Consider the following 20,732-nt stretch of genomic DNA (forward strand, 5'->3'; position numbering starts at 1 on the left):
AATGAAATGTATGTTGGACAAGCTTTTCATTATCTTAGCTATAATTAATAGGTGTTGGAGGGAAAAGTATGTCTGCAAAATGGGAAAAGCTCGAAGGGAACCAAGGCGTTCTTACAGTTGAAGTAGATGCAGAAAAAGTGAATGAAGGCTTAGATGCGGCATTTAAAAAAGTAGTGAAACAAGTTAATGTTCCAGGATTCCGTAAAGGAAAAATTCCACGCGCTCTCTTTGAGAAGCGTTTTGGTGTGGAAGTACTTTACCAGGACGCTTTGGATATTTTATTGCCTGAAGCATATGCAAAAGCAATCGAAGAGACAGGAATCGAGCCAGTTGACCGCCCTGAGATTGACATCGAGCAAATGGAAAAAGGAAAAAGCTTAATTTTCACAGCAAAAGTAACAGTAAAACCTGAAGTAAAATTAGGTGAATACAAAGGTCTTGAAGTTGAAAAAATCGATACAACGGTCACAGATGAAGATGTAGAAAATGAACTTAAACGTCTTCAAGAACGTCATGCTGAATTGGTTGTAAAAGAAGGCGGCAAAATTGAAAACGGCGACACAGCTGTGATCGACTTCGAAGGTTTTGTGAACGGTGAAGCATTCGAAGGCGGAAAAGGCGAAAACTATTCTTTAGAAATCGGCTCAGGCACGTTTATTCCGGGATTCGAGGAGCAACTAGTAGGCTTGGAAGCTGGTGCTGAAAAAGAAATCGAAGTAACATTCCCGGAAGAGTATCATGCAAAAGAATTGGCAGGAAAACCGGCTACATTCAAAATTAAAGTTCACGAAATTAAAACGAAACAGCTTCCAGCGCTCGATGATGAGTTCGCAAAAGACGTAGATGAAGAAGTAGAAACGCTTGATGAATTAAAAGCAAAAATTAAACAAAGATTAGAAGAAACGAAAAAGAACGAAGCTGAAACAACGCTTCGCAACACGGTAGTAGAAAAAGCAGCAGAAAACGCAGAAATTGATATTCCTGAAGTGATGGTGAAAAATGAAACAGACCGCATGTTAAGAGAATTTGAACAACGTCTGCAAATGCAAGGCTTAAATCTTGAGTTATATTATCAATTCTCCGGTCAGGATGAAGCAGCATTGCGCGAACAAATGAAAGAAGATGCTGAAAAGCGCGTGCGTGTTTCCTTGACGCTAGAAGCAATTGCAAAAGCAGAAAATATTGAAGTGACAGAAGATGATGTCAATAAAGAATTAGAAGAAATGTCTAAAATGTACGGCATCGAAGTCGAAAGCTTAAAGAACATGTTAGGAAGCCTTGAAGGCATTAAAGAAGATTTAAAATTAAGAAAAGCGATTGATTTTCTTGTTGAAAACAGCAAAATTGTTGCATAATAATTAAGTAAAAAACAAGGCGCGAGATGATCGTGCCTTGTTCTTTAATAAAGGAATGAGCTGTTATAATAATATAATAAGGAGGATAAGTTTAAATTTTCTAACTTTTCGAATGCGTTTGTATTTTTTATTAGCGTTTTGATAGTCATTTATGATACAATGACCATTACATAACGTTTTTCGTTACTGTTTTGTGGAGAGTGGAAAAAGTACATATTAATAACCGTTATCTTTTCATTTTTATATAACAAGGGGTGAAACGATGTTTAAGTTCAATGATGAGAAAGGGCAGCTAAAATGTTCTTTCTGTGGAAAAACACAGGACCAAGTTCGCAAATTAGTCGCTGGTCCAGGCGTATACATATGCGATGAGTGCATTGAGCTATGCACGGAGATTGTAGAAGAAGAATTAGGCAACGAGGAAGAAGTGGAGTTTAAAGACGTTCCGAAACCAAAGGAAATTCGTGAAATTTTAGATGAGTATGTCATCGGACAAGACGCCGCGAAAAAATCGCTTGCGGTAGCGGTTTATAACCATTATAAACGAATTAACTCCAACAGCAAAATTGATGATGTAGAATTATCAAAAAGCAACATTTTAATGATTGGACCGACAGGAAGCGGAAAAACGCTTCTTGCTCAGACGCTTGCCCGTATTTTAAATGTACCGTTTGCGATTGCCGATGCGACATCTTTAACAGAAGCTGGTTATGTTGGTGAAGACGTCGAAAATATTCTTTTGAAATTAATTCAAGCCGCTGATTATGATGTAGAAAAGGCAGAAAAAGGGATTATTTATATTGATGAAATTGATAAGATTGCCCGCAAATCAGAAAATCCGTCGATTACGCGCGATGTATCAGGAGAAGGTGTGCAGCAGGCGCTTCTAAAAATTTTAGAAGGAACGATTGCAAGCGTACCTCCACAAGGCGGCCGCAAGCATCCGCATCAAGAGTTTATTCAAATCGATACGACAAACATCCTTTTTATTTGCGGTGGTGCGTTTGACGGCATTGAACCGATCATTAAGCGCCGCCTTGGCAAGAAAGTCATCGGTTTTGGTGCCGAGGTGAATCAAGAGGAGCTTGACGACAAAACGTTATTATCTAAAGTGCTTCCAGAAGATTTGCTGAAATTCGGCTTAATCCCGGAATTTATCGGACGACTGCCGGTCATTACAACCCTTGAACAATTAGATGAGGAAGCGCTTATTGATATTTTGACAAAGCCAAAAAATGCGCTTGTGAAGCAATATCAAAAGATGCTGGAGTTAGATGATGTGGAACTTGAGTTTGAAGAGGAAGCGTTAAAAGAAATCGCGAAAAAAGCGATTGAGCGTAAAACAGGTGCGCGTGGTCTTCGCTCCATTATTGAAGGAATTATGCTCGATGTAATGTTTGAGCTTCCTTCGCGGGAAGACGTAAAAAAATGTATCATTACTGCAGAGACCGTCCGCGGAAACATGCCGCCAAAATTGATTCGCCACGACGGAACCGTTATAGAGGAAGGCAAGAAAACGTCCGCATAACTTAGATTAGACTGATTCCATATGGGGCTGCTCCTTTCCGATTCATAACCATCAAACGGAAAAGGCAGTCCCTTTACTTTTCCCTGCTTGATTATTTCGTCTTTTTTTTTCGTTTATTCCACCTCCTGCAAGGAGATACTATACATACTAAAAATATCGAAATGCAGGAGGATATTTGACGATGAATTGGACGAACCTCGCCTTATTCGTACAATTATTTTTTGGAGTGATTATCGGGCTGTACTTTTTAAATTTGCTAAGAAATCAAAGAACACAAAAAATTTCCATTGATAAAGAATCGCGAAAAGAAATGGAACAGCTGCGGAAATTGCGCTCCGTTTCATTGACAGAGCCATTGGCAGAAAAAGTAAGACCGAAAAGCTTTGAAGACATTGTCGGGCAAGAAGATGGAATTAAAGCATTAAAAGCGGCATTATGCGGCCCTAACCCACAACATGTCATCATTTACGGACCGCCGGGAGTCGGGAAGACAGCTGCTGCTCGTCTTGTGCTGGAGGAAGCGAAAAAAAATCCGCTTTCTCCTTTTAAAAAGAACGCTGTGTTTATCGAATTAGATGCAACAACAGCGCGGTTTGATGAACGCGGCATTGCCGATCCGCTTATTGGCTCCGTTCACGATCCGATTTATCAAGGAGCAGGAGCGATGGGACAAGCGGGAATTCCGCAGCCAAAGCAGGGAGCTGTAACCGATGCGCATGGCGGAGTATTATTTATTGACGAGATTGGAGAGCTTCATCCGATTCAAATGAATAAATTATTAAAAGTGCTTGAAGACCGAAAAGTATTTTTCGATAGCGCTTATTACAGTGAAGAAAATCCACAGATTCCAAACCATATTCACGATATTTTTCAAAATGGTCTGCCTGCTGATTTTCGCCTTGTTGGTGCAACGACAAGGACGCCAAACGAAATACCGCCTGCGATTCGCTCACGTTGTTTAGAAGTGTTTTTCCGTGAACTTGACCAAGAAGAAATCACGCTTATTGCCCGCAAAGCTGCAGAAAAGGTATGCTTAAAGGTTTCGGAGAACGGTATTCGTACCCTTGCCGCATATGCCCGCAACGGCCGCGAAGCAGTAAATGTGATGCAAATTGCCGCTAGTCTTGCCATTTCTGAAAAACGTGAAACAATATTAGAAAGAGATATTGAGTGGGTGATTGACTCCAGTCAGTTATCGCCAAGATACGAAAAGAAAATTGCCGAGAAATCAACAGTCGGATTAGTGAACGGTTTAGCGGTATATGGTCCCAACATGGGGGCGCTGCTAGAAATTGAGGTAATGGTGCTGCCAGCGAAAGAAAAAGGAACGATTAATATTACCGGGATCGTTGAGGAAGAAAGTATTGGCAGCCGTGAAAAATCGATAAGAAGAAAAAGCATGGTTCGCGGTTCGCTTGAAAATGTTATTACTGTCTTGCGTTCAATGGGAGTACCGGCTGATCTTTATGATATTCATGTAAATTTTCCGGGCGGGATTCCAATCGACGGCCCGTCAGCGGGAATTGCGATGGCAACTGGGATTTATTCAGCCATCTATAATATTCCCGTAGACCGTACGGTTACGATGACAGGAGAAATTAGCATTCATGGTAATGTAAAACCGATTGGCGGTGTCCTTCCAAAAATTAAAGCATCCAAACAAGCAGGTGCGAAAAAGGTGATTATTCCTGCAGACAATATGCAATCTATTTTAAAAGAAATGGAAGGAATTGAAATTATCCCTGTTCGTCATTTACATGAAGTATTTGCTGTTGCCTTGGCTAAAAAGGATGAGCACGCTATCCCGGCGTCAGCTCCTATTTCTGAAAAAGAATCGATTTAAAGATGATGTTCGGCTTCGATCTGGGCCATTCCGTTTGATCGAAGTCGAACTTTGTTTGTATAAGAACCATTCTTAAAAGCTCGTTCTCTCTTTTATGCCGAGACCATCATTGAACAAGTAATACGATTTTACAAACGTTACAACGTGCTATACAATAGACGAATAGAAGTGAGATATGGAGGTGTTCATAATGGCTAGAAAGAAAGAGATCATCGTTCCCCTCCTGCCGTTAAGAGGTTTGCTCGTTTTTCCGACAATGGTGTTGCACCTTGATGTAGGGCGCGAGAAATCCGTTCAAGCCCTTGAAAAGGCAATGGTGGAAGATAATATTATTTTGTTAACATCGCAAAAAGATGTGTCAGTTGATGAGCCGGAAATAGATGAAATGTATCAAATGGGAACGTTAGCTCGCGTAAAACAGCTATTAAAGCTTCCAAATGGAACGTTTCGCGTGTTAGTTGAAGGAATAGCACGGGCGAAAATCGTTGAAATAACCGCTGAAGAACCTTGTTTTATCGTTAAAGTGCAAAAATTTGTAGACAAAGTGGCAAAAGATCTTGAAACTGAAGCATTAAAGAGAACAATGCTCGAATATTTCGAACAATACATACATCTTTCTAAAAAAATTTCCAATGATTTTTATGCGTCTGTTGTCGATATTGAAGAACCTGGGCGCATGGCGGATATTATCGCTTCTCATTTGCCGCTCAAACTGGAAGAAAAGCAAACCATATTGGAAACGGTCGATGTGAAAGAGCGCGTTAATAAAATTATTCAAATTCTTCATAATGAAAAAGAAGTATTGGAACTTGAGAAAAAAATTAGTATGCGCGTTAAACAATCGATGGAACGGACGCAAAAGGAGTATTATTTGCGTGAACAAATGAAGGCGATTCAAAAAGAGCTCGGTGAAAAAGATGGAAAAACAGGAGAAGTTGAACAACTCAAAGTAAAGATTGAAGCAGCAGGCATGCCAAATCATGTAAAAGCAACAGCGTTAAAAGAGCTGGAACGATATGAAAAAATCCCTGCCACTTCAGCGGAAAGCGCTGTGATTCGAAATTATCTTGACTGGCTTATCGCCCTTCCATGGACAAAGCAAACGGAAGATATTCTCGATATTAAACGGGCAGAAACGATTTTAAATGAAGAACATTACGGATTGGAAAAGGTAAAGGAGCGGGTGCTCGAATATTTAGCAGTACAACAGTTAACGAAATCGCTAAAAGGGCCGATTCTTTGTTTAGCAGGACCGCCGGGCGTGGGGAAAACATCGTTAGCACGTTCTATTGCGAAATCGCTTAACCGCCATTTTGTAAGAATCTCGTTAGGCGGTGTTCGCGATGAATCGGAAATCCGCGGTCACCGCCGCACATATGTTGGAGCGATGCCGGGAAGAATCATTCAAGGAATGAAAAAGGCTGGTACGATTAATCCGGTGTTTTTGCTTGATGAGATTGATAAAATGTCAAGCGATTTTCGCGGTGATCCAGCAGCGGCAATGTTGGAAGTATTAGATCCGGAACAAAATCATGCATTTAGTGACCATTACATCGAAGAACCGTACGATTTATCAAAAGTCATGTTTATTGCGACAGCGAATAACTTAGCAACGATTCCAGGGCCGTTATTAGATAGAATGGAAATCATCACGATCGCCGGGTATACGGAAGTAGAAAAGCTGCATATTGCTAAGCAGCATTTGCTTCCGAAACAATTGAAAGAGCATGGCCTGAAAAAAAGTTTGCTGCAAATCCGCGATGAAGCGATATTACATATTATTCGCTATTATACGCGGGAAGCCGGTGTTCGTGGATTGGAGCGGCAGCTTGCTACGATTTGCCGCAAAGCTGCGAGACTTCTTGTTTCTGAGGAGCGCAAACGCGTTGTCATTACAGAGAAAAATCTTAAGGAATTTTTAGGAAAACGCATGTATCGTTACGGACAGGCGGAGCTGGAAGACCAAGTCGGCGTAGCAACCGGGCTTGCCTATACGCCGTTTGGCGGGGATACGCTCTCGATTGAAGTATCTTTAGCTCCTGGAAAAGGCAAGCTTGTCTTAACAGGAAAGCTGGGTGATGTGATGAAAGAATCAGCGCAAGCGGCATTTAGCTATATTCGTTCAAAGGCGGCAGACTTAAACATTGATGAGGATTTTCATGAAAAATACGATATTCACATTCATGTTCCTGAAGGAGCAGTGCCAAAAGACGGACCTTCTGCGGGAATTACGATCGCAACGGCATTAATTTCCGCCTTAACGGGCCGTCCTGTCAGCCGCTATGTTGGCATGACCGGCGAAATTACGCTGCGCGGACGCGTTCTTCCGATCGGGGGGCTAAAAGAAAAAACATTGAGCGCCCATCGCGCCGGCTTAAAGAAAGTCATTTTACCAAAAGAAAACGAAAAAGATTTGGATGATATTCCTGATATTGTGAAAAAAGATTTGCAATTTGTCCTTGTTTCATATTTGGATGAAGTATTAGAACATGCATTGGTAGGGGAAAAACGATGAAAGTAACAAGTGCAGAAATTGTCATCAGCGCAGTGAAACCGGAACAATATCCTAATAATCATCTTCCTGAGTTTGCCTTAGCGGGCCGTTCAAATGTTGGGAAGTCTTCATTTATTAATAAAATGATTAATCGGAAAAACTTGGCGAGAACCTCTTCAAAGCCGGGAAAAACGCAAACGTTAAATTTCTTTCTTATCAATGAATCCTTTTATTTTGTCGATGTGCCTGGATATGGTTTTGCGAAAGTATCCAAAAAAGAACGTGAAGCATGGGGAAAAATGATAGAAACCTATTTAACGACACGCGAGCAGTTGCGCGCCGTCGTTCTTATCGTTGATTTGCGTCACGCACCAACAAAAGATGATGTGATGATGTATGAGTTTTTGAAGCATTATGAGATTCCAACGGTGATTATCGCGACAAAAGCGGATAAAATTCCAAGAGGAAAATGGCAAAAGCATGTAAAAGTCGTCCGTGAAACGTTAAACGTTGTTGAAGGCGACCCCGTCATCATCTTTTCATCGGAAACAGGACAAGGAAAAGACGAAGCATGGGCAGCTCTGCAGCAACGGATGTAAATAATAAAAAACACCAGTCTTGTATTTTAGATGAGGCTGGTGTTTCTATTTTATCAGGTGAACGTGACAGTATATTTTACCTTTTTTTTATAAATAATAAATATGTACCAACGATGATTAATCCAACAGGCCAGAATTTCCATAAAATAGAAATTCCGCTTTCAACGAAGTTAAACCATTGATTGATGCGGTTATAAAAAAGCAGGACGCATGAAAGAAGTAAAAAAAATAAGCCGTAAACAAATCCGGATTTTGTTTTTTGGGCATGGAGTAACATACCAATTGCAATAATCAATAAAAGCATTCCAATATTGTTTGGCCACACCTTAACATATTGCAGAAAATGAAAGTGGAGACCAAAACCAAACAAAATCGTTCCAGCGAAAATTTGTTGATATTCTTTGGCGTAATACGCTTGTCCAAGCAAAGCAAGACCGACAATCATCAATAATGTCGGCCAGCTTTGCAGGCTGCGCAGAAAGGGAAAATGAAGCTGTTCGCTGAGAAAATAAAGGCCAAATCCAATGAAAATAATGCCAGAGAAAATTCCTTGTTTTTTCATGGAAATCCTCCTCGTTCAAAATGCACTTGCCTTGATGAATGCGCGCTTTTTTGTTAAGGTACATATATGGGGATTAAAAAATCGGAGCCGAGCTAGACAATCAGAAAAGCGTAGGCGAGCGCCTAACGCCGTAAGGAAAATGTTCTTCCGACGAGAAATGCTTGCATTTCGACGGAGGAAGGTTATTTTCCACTAGCTGCGCCTGCGATTACTCGGCGCATGTCAGCGAAGATGTTGATTCAAGCAGTTGACACGTTGCGAGCCGAGCTAGACATCACCCACACTGTCTTCTAAAAGTTTACCATATAGTTTCAAATTGTGTTCACATTTTTTTCGCTAAATAAAGAAATAGACATGTTATAATAGAGAGAAGACGACAATGTACTCTTAGTTTTAGGGGGGTATGGGAAAGTGCATATTGTTGTTGTCGGCGTAAACTATAAAACGGCCCCTGTAGAAATTCGCGAAAAATTGACGTTTAGCGAAGCGGAACTAGCTGAAGCGATGAATATGTTAAAAGAGCAAAAGAGCATTCTCGAAAATGTCATTGTTTCTACGTGCAACCGTACGGAAATTTACGCCGTTGTCGACCAGTTGCATATTGGGCGCTACTATATAAAGTCGTTTTTAGCGGATTGGTTTCATCTTGATAAAGAAGTGTTTACTCCATATTTGAAAATATATGAAGATGAAGCGGCTGTCGAGCATTTATTTCGCGTCGCCTGCGGACTTGACTCGATGATTTTAGGAGAAACGCAAATTTTGGGGCAAGTTCGTTCAAGTTTTCTTCTTGCTCAAGAAGAAAATACAATCGGTACGATCTTTAAACAGTTGTTCAAGCAGGCGGTTACACTTGCCAAACGGGCTCATTCGGAAACGGAAATCGGCTCGAATGCTGTTTCTGTCAGCTATGCGGCCGTTGAGTTAGCCAAAAAGATTTTTGGTGATTTAAAATCAAAGCATGTGTTGATTTTAGGCGCCGGAAAAATGGGAGAATTAGCGGTACAAAACCTTTATGGAAGCGGCGTACAAAAAGTGACTGTCATCAACCGGACATTTGCGAAAGCAAAAGGTTTGGCAGAACGCTTTTCCGGACAGGCAAGGCCGTTTTCTGAGCTGCAATGTGCGCTTGTTGAGGCGGACATTTTAATCAGCTCTACCGGTGCGAAAAGTTATGTTATTACAAAAGAGATGATGAGCTGCGTTGAAAAAATGCGCAAAGGCCGTCCGCTTTTTATGGTCGATATCGCCGTTCCGCGCGATTTAGATCCGGCGTTGGCGGAATTGGAAAGCGTCTTTTTATATGATATTGACGACCTGCAAGGAATCGTTGAAGCGAATTTAGAGGAACGGAAAAAAGCAGCAGAACAAATTGAAATAATGATTGAAGCAGAGATTGTTGAGTTTCGTCACTGGCTCAACACGCTTGGGGTTGTGCCGGTCATTGCTGCTTTGCGTGAAAAAGCGCTGGCGATTCAAGCGGAGACGATGCAAAGTATTGAACGGAAGCTGCCGCATTTGTCAGAACGCGATCGGAAAGTATTAAATAAGCATACGAAAAGCATCATCAATCAACTGTTGCGCGACCCGATTTTGCGCGCGAAAGAGCTGGCGGCAGAGCCAAACGCAGAAGAGGCGCTTCAGCTGTTTATGAAAATTTTTAACATTGAAGAGGCAGTACAGGCGCAAAAAGAAAATGCTTATCGCATGAACGGTGATACAACAAGCAAACTATCGATCGAACCATCTCTGCAGTCTTAAGAGAGGAATTTAACGAATGTTAGAGATGAATATCACTAGATTATATGAGTTGTCGATTATTTTATATGCTTTGTCTGTGTTGCTATATTTTATAGATTTTCTTGACAATAACCGGAAGGCCAATCGTGTCGCCTTCTGGTTGCTTTCTATTGTTTGGGTTTTTCAAACCTTTTTTTTCGTTTTTCGAATTATTGAAACAGGAAGATTTCCAGTTCTTTCGATTTTTGAAGGGCTGTATTTTTATGCATGGGTGTTAATTACGTTATCGCTTATCATTAACCGCTTAATGCGCATCGATTTTCTCATTTTTTTTACGAACGTATTAGGCTTTTTGGTGTTAGCTATCCATACGTTCGCACCTGTGCAGCATCAATCTCCAGCTGTTGCGGAGCAGCTCGTTTCAGAGCTTTTAATGATTCATATTACAATGACCATTTTAGCATATGGCGCCTTTTCCCTTTCGTTTGTTTTTTCGCTGTTATATATCCTGCAATATAATTTGCTCAAACAGAAAAAATGGGGAAAAAGGCTTCTCAGAATAGAAGATTTAGCAAAGCTCGATCATATGTCCTATGTTTTAAATATTATCGGAATGCCTATGTTATTATTAGGGCTTATTCTTGGAGTAATTTGGGCTTATATAAAAATCGAGCAGTTTCATTGGTACGATGCAAAAGTGTTGGGCTCTTTCGCCGTTCTTGGCATTTACAGCTTTTATTTTTACAAACGAATTGTTAAGGAAGTTCAAGGAAAAGAAATTGCTCTTTTGAATATCGGCTCATTTTTATTTTTATTAATCAACTTCTTTTTATTCGGAAGTTTGTCGAGATTTCATTTTTGGTATTCATGATGGAGGAAAAAAATAATGCGGAGAATAATTGTCGGTTCGCGGCGGAGCAAGCTTGCATTGACACAAACAAATTGGGTGATCTCTAAGCTGAAAGAATTAGGAGCTCCGTTCGAATTTGAAGTGAAAGAAATCGTTACAAAAGGAGACCAAATTTTAAACGTTACATTGTCAAAAGTAGGCGGAAAAGGATTGTTTGTCAAAGAGATTGAGCAGGCGATGATCGAACGGGAAATTGATATGGCTGTACATAGTATGAAGGATATGCCTGCCGTATTGCCGGAAGGTCTCATCATTGGCTGTGTTCCGGTGCGCGAAGATCACCGTGACGTCATTATTTCGAAAAATCATCTCCCTTTTTCTGAACTGCCAAGCGGGGCGGTTGTCGGGACAAGCAGTTTAAGACGCTCCGCGCAATTGTTAGCGAAACGTTCCGATCTTGAAATAAAATGGATTCGCGGCAATATCGATACAAGGCTGGCGAAATTGCAAAACGAAGATTATGATGCGATTATTCTTGCCGCGGCTGGTTTGGCGCGGATGGGATGGACGAATGAAGTCGTTACGGAGTATTTATCGCCGGAGTTTTGTGTGCCGGCGGTTGGACAAGGAGCGCTTGCGGTCGAATGCCGGGAAGAAGATGTTGAATTATTAGAGTGGCTAAGGAAACTGAACGATGAACAGACGGAACGGGCCGTTACTGCAGAACGAGCTTTTCTTCATCAAATGGAAGGCGGCTGTCAAGTGCCGATTGCCGGCTATGCGTATATCAATGAAAACGATGCGATTGTATTAACCGCTTTAGTCGCGTCTCCTGACGGCAAAGAAATATATAAGGAGATCGTGACAGGAACGAATCCGAAAGAACTCGGGGCAAGGGCGGCTGAGCTGCTGGCAAAGCAGGGAGCAAAAGCATTAATTGACCGGGTCAAAGAGGAGTTAGAGCAGTAATGGTTGAGCGTCCGCTTTCTGGCAAAACGGTGCTTGTAACAAGGGGGAAAGAACAAGCGAAAGAGTTTTCTGAGCGGCTTATGCAAATGGGGGCTTCCCCGCTTGAAATTCCGCTTATTTCTTTTTCCTTGCCTCCAAACATTGAACCGATTAAGCAAATGCTCAAAGAAGTCAATCATTATGATTGGCTCATTTTTACAAGCAAAAATGGCGTCGATTTTTTCTTTCAGTTAATGGATGAAGCGTTTTTAAAAGAAAGGCTTCCGAAAATTGCTGTGGTCGGCAAAAAAACAGCGCAGGCGGTGAAAAAGAAAGGGCTGCAAGTTGCTGTTGTGCCGAAAGAATTTGTTGCCGAAGGGCTGATTGAGGCGCTAAAGCCGCTTATTAAGCCAAAGGAGCGCGTATTATTAGTAAAAGGAAACTTAGCCCGCCTGACTTTAAAACGGGCATTGGAAGAGATGGGAGCCGATATAACAGAGCTTATTGTTTATGAAACGAAGCTGAATGAAAGCGGAAAAGCACAATTGATTGAACTATTAATAAAGCAAAAAATCGATGTCATTACATTTACAAGCCCTTCGACGGTGAACAGCTTTATGCAAATGCTGGAAGGAATCGACTGGCGTCCGCTGCTTCAGCATTGTGCCGTTGCCTGCATCGGTCCCATTACGAAGCAAGCGGCTGAAGAAGCAGGGATAGAAGTACATATTTGTCCGGAAAACTATACGATTGATGATATGATAAAATCGATGGTTGTTTATTTTTCTGATAAGGAGGAATAAAAATGAAAGAGCTGCAATTTCGCCGTCACCGCCGTTTGCGGCAAACAGCCAATTTACGCGCCATGGTGCGCGAGACACATCTTCATGTAGAAGATCTTATTTATCCGATTTTCGTTGTTGAAGGCGAACAGGTAAAACAAGAAGTCGCTTCCATGCCGGGAGTTTATCAGCTTTCCCTTGACTATTTAAACGATGAAATCGCAGAGGCAGTAGAATTAGGCATTAAATCTGTTATCGTCTTCGGCGTGCCGAAAGAAAAAGATGAAGTCGGCTCGCAAGCCTATTGCGAGCATGGCATCGTGCAGCAAGCGATTCGCCAAATGAAAGCAAACTATCCAGAGCTTGTCGTTATTGCCGATACATGTTTATGTGAATATACAAGCCATGGTCATTGCGGTGTCGTTGAAAATGAGCAAGTGTTAAACGATCCGTCGCTTGAATTGCTTGTAAAAACAGCTGTCAGCCAAGCGAAAGCGGGCGCCGACATTATTGCCCCTTCTAATATGATGGACGGCTTTGTCGCGGCCATTCGCCAAGGATTGGACGAAGCCGGATTCGCGCATGTCCCAATCATGTCTTATGCAATCAAATATGCTTCCGCTTTTTACGGACCGTTCCGCGATGCAGCGAACAGTGCTCCGCAGTTTGGCGATCGCAAAACATATCAAATGGACCCGGCGAACCGTCTTGAAGCTTTTCGCGAAGCGGAATCTGATGTGCGCGAAGGCGCCGATTTCTTAATGGTTAAACCGGCGCTTGCTTATTTGGACATTATCCGCGACATGAAAAACCATTTCCACCTTCCGCTTGTCGCTTACAATGTGAGCGGAGAATATTCAATGATTAAGGCGGCGGCGCAAAACGGCTGGATTGACGAAAAAGCCATTGTGTTGGAAATGTTAACAGGAATGAAGCGGGCGGGCGCCGATCTTATTTTAACGTACTTTGCTAAAGACGTGGCTCGTTGGTTGAAGGAAAAATAAAGAGAGCGAAGGACGTTACGGTGTCTGAGCTGGACAATAAGAAACGTGCAAAAAGGGGTAGAAAAGATGCGTAGCTATGAAAAATCGAAGCAGGCGTATGCCGAAGCGGTAAAGCTATTACCAGGCGGCGTTAATAGCCCTGTCCGCGCATTTAAATCGGTGAAAATGGCGCCGATTTTTATGGCGCGCGGCAAAGGTTCAAAAATTTACGATATCGATGGCAATGAATATATTGATTATGTGCTCTCATGGGGACCGCTCATTCTTGGTCACGCCAATGACCGCGTTATTGAAGCGTTAAAAAAAGTGGCAGAAAACGGGACAAGCTTTGGCGCTCCAACGCTTATTGAAAACAAATTGGCAAAGCTTGTGATTGAGCGCGTTCCTTCCATTGAAATTATCCGGATGGTGAACTCGGGAACAGAAGCGACAATGAGCGCACTACGTTTGGCGCGCGGCTATACAGGGCGCAATAAAATTTTAAAATTTGAAGGGTGTTACCACGGACACGGAGACTCGCTGTTAATTAAAGCCGGTTCCGGTGTGGCAACGCTCGGTTTGCCTGATAGTCCCGGAGTGCCTGAATCAGTAGCACAGAACACCATTACCGTTCCTTATAACGACCTTGAAAGTGTAAAATATGCTTTTGAACAGTTCGGAGAAGATATTGCCGGAGTCATTGTCGAACCAGTAGCGGGCAATATGGGAGTGGTGCCGCCGCAACCAGGATTCTTAGAAGGATTGCGGGAAATTACGAAGCAATATGGTGCGCTCCTTATTTTCGATGAGGTCATGACGGGCTTCCGTGTTGACTATCACTGCGCACAAGGATATTTTGGCATTGAACCGGATTTAACATGTCTTGGCAAAGTCATTGGCGGCGGTCTTCCAGTCGGTGCTTACGGCGGAAAGGCGGAAATTATGGAACGAATCGCACCAAGCGGCCCGATTTATCAAGCGGGTACTCTTTCAGGAAATCCGTTGGCAATGACAGCTGGATATGAAACATTGATTCAACTGACACCGGAAACATATGAGCAATTTAAGAAAAAAGCGGACCGCCTTGAGGACGGTTTAAAAGCGGCGGCAACAAAATATGACATTCCGCATACAGTGACTCGTGCCGGCTCCATGATTGGTTTCTTCTTTACAAACGAAGAAGTGGTTAACTATGAAAAAGCGAAAACATCTGATTTAGACATGTTTGCTGCTTACTATCGCGAAATGGCTGAACAAGGCATCTTCTTGCCTCCGTCCCAATTTGAAGGCATGTTCTTATCGACAGAGCACACAGATGAAGATATCGAAAAAACGATTGAAGCAGCGGAAAAAGCGTTTGCGAAAATGAGAGGATAGTGAAAAGAATGCTGCGGCTGACTCATAAGTGGTTGAATTCCTTCGGGAACACCACCTTGAGTCGGCCTTCTTTTTTGCAGTTTTGTTCATATTCTTCTTTGATCGTTCATAAGTTTGTAATGTCATAGAAAAGTTTAGGTGATGGAACGGAAGGAGGAAAAGCTGTTGGAGCAATCATACTTGCGTTTTTCGATTGAGGAATCGGTTTGGTTTAAAAGGGGACAGGAAGTCTCTGAATTTATCTCGATTTCTTTAGATCCGATTATTTCTGTCGAAGAATATGAACAGTATATTACGATTCGTGGAGTTTTAGAGTTAAGCGGAGAGTATCAAATGGCTGAGGATGAGGAAGAGCGGGAATATTCGGATGGTTTAAGCGCGCATCGTCTCATCCAAGAAGTCATTATTCGCGAAGATGGTGTTAGTGAATTAATCCACCACTTTCCGGTTGATATTACCATTCCGAAAAATCGAATCGAAAGTTTAGAGGACGTATATGTAACGATTGAATCGTTTGATTACGATCTCGAAGAGCACGGACGGCTGTTGCTGACTGCAGATATTTCCATCAGCGGTATTTACTCCTCTTCTCAGCCAAGCGAGGCTAATATGGAAGAAAGCAGCGATGAGCTTGAAGTAGTACAACGAAGTGAAGAGTACGAAGAAACAATAAAAGAAGACGAAGAAAAACAGGAAGAGACAGAAGACCTGTTTGATCCTTTTGAAGTAATAGCACGCAAGGAAGCCTATCAGGAAAATATCGAAGAGATGGATGAAGAACTTGACGAAGATCGAGAGGCTGTACCAATGCATGTTGAATTAAAAAGCAGGAAGGAAGAAGTTTTGGAAACGGAAACGAATGAGGCAGTAAATCATGAACAACAAATAGAGATATCCCAAGCAGAAAAGAAAGTATCAAAGCGAAATGAAAATGCCCTTTATTTAACAAAAATTTTTGCCAAAGAAGAGCACCAAGATTTTTCAAGATTAAAAATTTGCATCGTTCAACAAGGTGATTCGCTCGATAAGATTGCCGACCGATATGATGTGTCTGTACAACAGTTGCTGAGAGTCAATAAACTCGAACATGAGTCAGACATATATGAAGGGCAGCTTTTATATATACCGGTGTCAGTGGTAAGCAAGACATGAGGGAAACAATGATTGAGGCTGTCCCAAAAGCAAAGTGTCAGATCCCGCAATACAATATCAATGAACGGCATATTGTGAAATGTATGTGAGGTCATATAATTGGGTCAGCCCCTTCTTTTTTATGATGAGGGGAGTGTCCTGATTGAATCATCAGCTCCTTGAGCAATATCGCCCTATTTTGCAGCAATATCGTTTACAAGCCGATTATATTGAAGACTATGGAAAAACGAAAAAAATTTATACACGGGCAGGTGTTTTTGCATTAAAAGAACTGTCGATGCCTCAACAGCTGCAGACGATTCACAATGCTTATCGTTTTTTTGCAAAAAAGGCAATTCCGCTTTTCCTAGCGCATAACGGCCATCCATTTGTTGCTTACAGAGGGCGGTATTATTATTTAATGCCTTGGATTTCCGATGAAGCGAAAGAAGAAAGACATGAGCGGCATTTGCCATTGTTTCGCGACCTTGCGCAAATTCATCAAACATCATTAAAAGAGGTAGAAATAAACGAAGAAGCATTAACGAATTATTATAACTCCATTAAAGAGCGGCAGGAAAAGCAAAGGGAGTTTTTACAATCATATATTGAAACGTGTGAAAATGAATGGTACATGTCGCCGTTTCAGCTGCAGTTTTGCACCTATTTCCATGAAACGATGCAAGCATATTGGTTTGCGCAAACCCAGCTTGAGAACTGGTATGAAAAAATGAAGGAAACAAAGAAATGGCGCGTTGCTGTTGTTCATGGAAACGTTTCTTTATCTCATTATGTATATGCCGAAAAAGGAAATGGTTATTTTTTGAGTTTGGAGCGCTCTCACATTGCGCCGCCGCTGTCGGATCTTCTTCATTTTTTTCAGAAATATTTACGGACGTATCCGATCATGTGTGATGAATGCGTCAATTGGTTTATTGAATATGAGCAAGCTTTTCCTGTTCAAGAAGAGGAAACCGCTCTGTTTTTAAGCTATTTAGCCGAGCCGGAAATGATTTACCGAATGGTTCATCAGTATGTAAACCAATCAAAAAAAATGGATGAACGCCGGCAAGTTTCGCAGCTGCAAAAGGCATATTGGTTCATGAAAAACAGCGAATATTTCATTATGCGCCTGACTGAAATCGAAGAGAAAAAGAAAGCACAAGAAGAATCCCATGCATCGTCATAGCCGCATGGGATTTTTTTATATCCATTCCAAATGGAGGGCAAAGGCAAGTAAAACGAAAACGGCCAGCAAAAAGACATCAAACGTCGTCGGAAAAAAAATCGTGCGTATTGCTTGAAAAATCGTAAGCGGAATAATGATTTGGGCACAAACGGCGCGGACCTGCCGAAGCCAAGGCGGCCATGAATATGGATTGTATCTTCTTTTCATTTTTTCCCTCCTAAACGTAGTAGGGTGCTGCTATTACTTTATGAAAAAAATAAAGATAATGTGATGTGTTTGTAACAAAAATGATGTGATTAGAATAAATAAATAAAAACTTGGCAAAGATTATTGACGATGTAAATATTTTTTCGGTAGTATATTGACAGATACACGGAAAAAGCGAAGACAGGGAAGAGTACGGCGAATAACGCCTTCAGAGAGAGAAATCATTAGCTGCGAGATTTCTCAGGATCGTTATCGCTGGAAGGTCGCCCTTGAGCTGCTTCTTTGAACAGTAATCGACTTAGTAGAAGAAGCCGGCTGCAGCCGTTATTGGATGAAGTGCTTAAGCAATAGGGAGGAGTATACCCTTTTGCTTAGGAAAAAAGGTGGTACCGCGAAAGTTCACTCCTTTCGTCCTTTTGGATGAAGGGAGTTTTTATTTTTACGATAGGAGGGAAAAAAGTGGAAACAAAAGAAATAACAATGTCGACAAAATATGACCATAAAGCAGTCGAAACGAACCGCTATCAATGGTGGCTTGAAGGAAAATTTTTCGAAGCGACAGGAGACAACAGCAAACAGCCGTTTACAATCGTCATTCCACCGCCAAACGTAACAGGAAAGCTGCACTTAGGCCACGCGTGGGATACAACGCTGCAGGATATTATTACGCGCATGAAGCGCATGCAGGGCTATGATGTATTATGGCTCCCGGGCATGGACCATGCCGGCATTGCGACGCAGGCAAAAGTAGAAGAAAAGCTGCGCAATCAAGGGCTTTCCCGTTATGATTTAGGCCGGGAAAAATTCATTGAAGAAACATGGAAATGGAAAGAAGAATATGCCGGCCACATTCGCGAGCAATGGGCAAAGCTGGGTCTCGGGTTGGATTATACGCGTGAACGTTTCACGTTGGATGAAGGCTTGTCAAAAGCGGTTCGCGAAGTATTCGTATCGCTTTACAAAAAAGGGCTTATTTACCGCGGCGAATACATTATTAACTGGGACCCGGTAACGAAAACAGCGCTGTCTGATATTGAGGTTGTTTATAAAGATGTTCAAGGGGCGCTTTATCATATGCGCTATCCGCTCGCTGATGGTTCCGGCTACATTGAAGTAGCGACGACTCGTCCGGAAACGATGCTGGGCGATACAGCGGTAGCGGTTCACCCGGAAGATGAGCGCTATAAACATTTAATCGGCAAAACGGTGATTTTACCGATTACAGGACGCGAGATTCCAATTATCGCTGACGAGTACGTTGATATGGAATTCGGTTCGGGGGCGGTGAAAATTACGCCGGCTCATGACCCGAACGACTTTGAAATCGGCAACCGTCATAACTTGCCGCGCATTCTTGTCATGAACGAAGACGGCACGATGAACGAGCAGGCGATGCAATATCAAGGATTAGACCGTTTTGAGTGCCGCAAGCAAATCGTCAAAGACTTGCAGGAACAAGGCGTTCTTTTCAAAATTGAAGAACATGTACACTCTGTTGGGCATAGTGAGCGCAGCGGGGCGATTGTTGAACCATATCTTTCAACGCAATGGTTCGTAAAAATGAAACCGTTAGCGGAAGCGGCAATCCAGCTGCAAAAAACAGACGGAAAAGTAAACTTTGTGCCGGAACGGTTTGAGAAAACGTATTTACATTGGCTTGAAAATATCCGCGACTGGTGCATCTCACGTCAATTATGGTGGGGTCACCGCATTCCAGCTTGGTATCATAAAGAAACAGGCGAAGTATATGTGGACCATGAGCCGCCTGCGGATATCGAAAACTGGGAGCAAGACCCGGATGTATTAGATACATGGTTCAGTTCGGCATTATGGCCGTTCTCGACAATGGGCTGGCCTGACAAAGAGTCTGACGACTACAAACGTTACTATCCGACAGATGTATTAGTAACAGGATATGATATCATCTTCTTCTGGGTATCGCGCATGATTTTCCAAGGTCTTGAATTTACAGGAACACGACCATTTAAAGACGTATTAATCCACGGACTAGTCCGCGATGCGCAGGGGCGGAAAATGAGTAAATCGCTTGGCAACGGCGTCGATCCGATGGATGTCATCGATCAATACGGAGCCGACTCACTCCGCTACTTTCTGGCAACAGGAAGCTCACCTGGTCAAGATTTGCGCTTCAGCACAGAAAAAGTCGAAGCGACATGGAACTTTGCGAACAAAATTTGGAACGCTTCCCGCTTTGCATTAATGAACATGGGCGGCCTAACATATGAAGAAATTGATTTAACAGGCGAAAAATCGGTTGCCGATAAATGGATTTTAACGCGTCTCAACGAAACGATTGAAACGGTAACAAAGCTGGCTGAAAAGTATGAGTTTGGTGAAGTCGGCCGCGTGCTTTATAACTTCATTTGGGACGATTTATGCGACTGGTATATTGAAATGGCGAAATTGCCGCTATACGGTGATGACGAAGCGGCGAAGAAAACGACCCGCTCCGTTCTTGCGTATGTGCTTGACAATACAATGCGTTTGTTACATCCATTCATGCCGTTTATTACCGAGGAAATTTGGCAGCACTTGCCGCATGAAGGTAAGTCTATTACAGTAGCGAAATGGCCGGAAGTCCGTCCTGAATTGACAGATAATGAAGCAGCAGAAGAAATGCGTCTGCTCGTTGATATCATTCGTGCGGTACGCAATATTCGCGCGGAAGTAAATACGCCGTTAAGCAAGCCGATTAAGCTGCACATTAAAGCAAAAGATACCGTCATTCAGGCGACGCTTGAAAAGAACCGCGCTTATATTGAGCGCTTCTGCAACCCAAGCGAGCTTATCATCGGCACAGATATTGCAGCAACAGAAAAAGCGATGACGGCTGTTGTTACCGGAGCAGAGCTCAGCCTGCCGCTTGAAGGGCTGATCAATATTGAAGAGGAAATTAAGCGCCTTGAAAAAGAACTGGAAAAACTTAATAAAGAAGTCGAGCGCGTTCAGAAGAAATTAAGCAATGAAGGCTTCCTCGCGAAAGCCCCTGCGCATGTCGTTGAAGAAGAACGCAAAAAAGAAAAAGATTACATCGAAAAACGCGAAACGGTACGTGCCCGCATTGCCGAATTAAAAGGATAGACAACCGCTTCATAAGTCATTTATGATGAAGACGAATCCATT

Annotated in this window: 16 protein-coding genes and 1 other annotated feature; of the genes, 14 read left to right on the top strand and 2 right to left on the bottom strand. The window is 42.3% G+C overall.

The genetic code is table 11. The annotated features are described in order from the left end of the window. The first annotated feature begins 68 nt into the window (after positions 1–68). The 5 genes from tig to yihA all read left to right on the top strand — a co-directional run bounded on the left by tig (position 69) and on the right by yihA (position 7,819). Complete coding sequence (tig, locus tag B0I26_RS06270) at positions 69–1,355, top strand: trigger factor (protein WP_111644604.1); 1,287 nt, start codon at positions 69–71, stop codon at positions 1,353–1,355. A 262-nt stretch (positions 1,356–1,617) separates the two neighbouring features. Then, positions 1,618–2,883, top strand: a complete 1,266-nt coding sequence (gene clpX, locus B0I26_RS06275; RefSeq protein ID WP_111644605.1) for an ATP-dependent protease ATP-binding subunit ClpX — start codon at positions 1,618–1,620, stop codon at positions 2,881–2,883. 181 nt (positions 2,884–3,064) lie between these two features. Next, positions 3,065–4,726 (top strand): ATP-dependent protease LonB, encoded by a 1,662-nt coding sequence (gene lonB / locus B0I26_RS06280; protein ID WP_111644606.1) that lies wholly within the window; start codon positions 3,065–3,067, stop codon positions 4,724–4,726. A gap of 190 nt (positions 4,727–4,916) precedes the next feature. After that, the gene (lon, locus tag B0I26_RS06285) at positions 4,917–7,241 is read left to right on the top strand and encodes an endopeptidase La (RefSeq protein WP_111644607.1); all 2,325 of its coding nucleotides are present in this window, start codon (positions 4,917–4,919) and stop codon (positions 7,239–7,241) included. Next, positions 7,238–7,819, top strand: coding sequence for a ribosome biogenesis GTP-binding protein YihA/YsxC (gene yihA / locus B0I26_RS06290; RefSeq protein WP_111644608.1), 582 nt, complete (start codon positions 7,238–7,240; stop codon positions 7,817–7,819). Before lon ends, yihA begins: the two co-directional genes overlap by 4 nt. Positions 7,820–7,895: 76 nt before the next feature. Here yihA and B0I26_RS06295 read toward each other — a convergent pair whose 3' ends face one another. Further along, a complete protein-coding gene (locus tag B0I26_RS06295; RefSeq protein ID WP_111644609.1) occupies positions 7,896–8,381 on the bottom strand; it encodes a LiaI-LiaF-like domain-containing protein in 486 nt (161 codons plus the stop codon). A 411-nt stretch (positions 8,382–8,792) separates the two neighbouring features. Here B0I26_RS06295 and hemA point away from each other — a divergent pair, with 411 nt between their 5' ends. The 8 genes from hemA (at position 8,793) to ysxE (ending at position 17,381) form a co-directional block, all read left to right on the top strand. Then, positions 8,793–10,142, top strand: a complete 1,350-nt coding sequence (hemA, locus tag B0I26_RS06300; protein WP_111644610.1) for a glutamyl-tRNA reductase — start codon at positions 8,793–8,795, stop codon at positions 10,140–10,142. Positions 10,143–10,158: 16 nt separating this feature from the next. Then, positions 10,159–10,992, top strand: a complete 834-nt coding sequence (locus tag B0I26_RS06305; protein ID WP_111644611.1) for a cytochrome C assembly family protein — start codon at positions 10,159–10,161, stop codon at positions 10,990–10,992. Between the two features lie 15 nt (positions 10,993–11,007). After that, positions 11,008–11,940, top strand: a complete 933-nt coding sequence (gene hemC / locus B0I26_RS06310) for a hydroxymethylbilane synthase (protein WP_111644612.1) — start codon at positions 11,008–11,010, stop codon at positions 11,938–11,940. Beyond that, the gene (locus tag B0I26_RS06315) at positions 11,940–12,722 is read left to right on the top strand and encodes a uroporphyrinogen-III synthase (RefSeq protein ID WP_111644613.1); all 783 of its coding nucleotides are present in this window, start codon (positions 11,940–11,942) and stop codon (positions 12,720–12,722) included. Before hemC ends, B0I26_RS06315 begins: the two co-directional genes overlap by 1 nt. Positions 12,723–12,724: 2 nt before the next feature. Next, positions 12,725–13,705 carry a porphobilinogen synthase gene (hemB, locus tag B0I26_RS06320; RefSeq protein WP_111644614.1) on the top strand — a complete coding sequence of 327 codons (981 nt, stop codon included), beginning with the start codon at positions 12,725–12,727 and terminating at the stop codon, positions 13,703–13,705. Positions 13,706–13,771: 66 nt separating this feature from the next. Further along, a complete protein-coding gene (gene hemL, locus B0I26_RS06325) occupies positions 13,772–15,061 on the top strand; it encodes a glutamate-1-semialdehyde 2,1-aminomutase (protein ID WP_111644615.1) in 1,290 nt (429 codons plus the stop codon). 165 nt (positions 15,062–15,226) lie between these two features. Beyond that, the gene (gene spoVID / locus B0I26_RS06330) at positions 15,227–16,213 is read left to right on the top strand and encodes a stage VI sporulation protein D (protein WP_111644616.1); all 987 of its coding nucleotides are present in this window, start codon (positions 15,227–15,229) and stop codon (positions 16,211–16,213) included. A gap of 142 nt (positions 16,214–16,355) precedes the next feature. Continuing rightward, positions 16,356–17,381, top strand: a complete 1,026-nt coding sequence (gene ysxE / locus B0I26_RS06335) for a spore coat protein YsxE (RefSeq protein ID WP_111644617.1) — start codon at positions 16,356–16,358, stop codon at positions 17,379–17,381. 15 nt (positions 17,382–17,396) lie between these two features. On the opposite strand, the gene B0I26_RS06340 is transcribed toward ysxE, so the two are convergent. Further along, entirely contained in the window at positions 17,397–17,588 is a 192-nt protein-coding gene (locus B0I26_RS06340; RefSeq protein WP_111644618.1) for a hypothetical protein, read from the bottom strand. 168 nt (positions 17,589–17,756) lie between these two features. Beyond that, positions 17,757–18,007 (top strand) — a binding site (T-box leader). A gap of 61 nt (positions 18,008–18,068) precedes the next feature. Here B0I26_RS06340 and B0I26_RS06345 point away from each other — a divergent pair. After that, complete coding sequence (locus tag B0I26_RS06345; RefSeq protein ID WP_181502754.1) at positions 18,069–20,690, top strand: valine--tRNA ligase; 2,622 nt, start codon at positions 18,069–18,071, stop codon at positions 20,688–20,690. Positions 20,691–20,732 lie beyond the last annotated feature (42 nt).

Source organism: Paranoxybacillus vitaminiphilus, assembly GCF_003259935.1.
GTDB classification, from domain to species: domain Bacteria; phylum Bacillota; class Bacilli; order Bacillales; family Anoxybacillaceae; genus Paranoxybacillus; species Paranoxybacillus vitaminiphilus.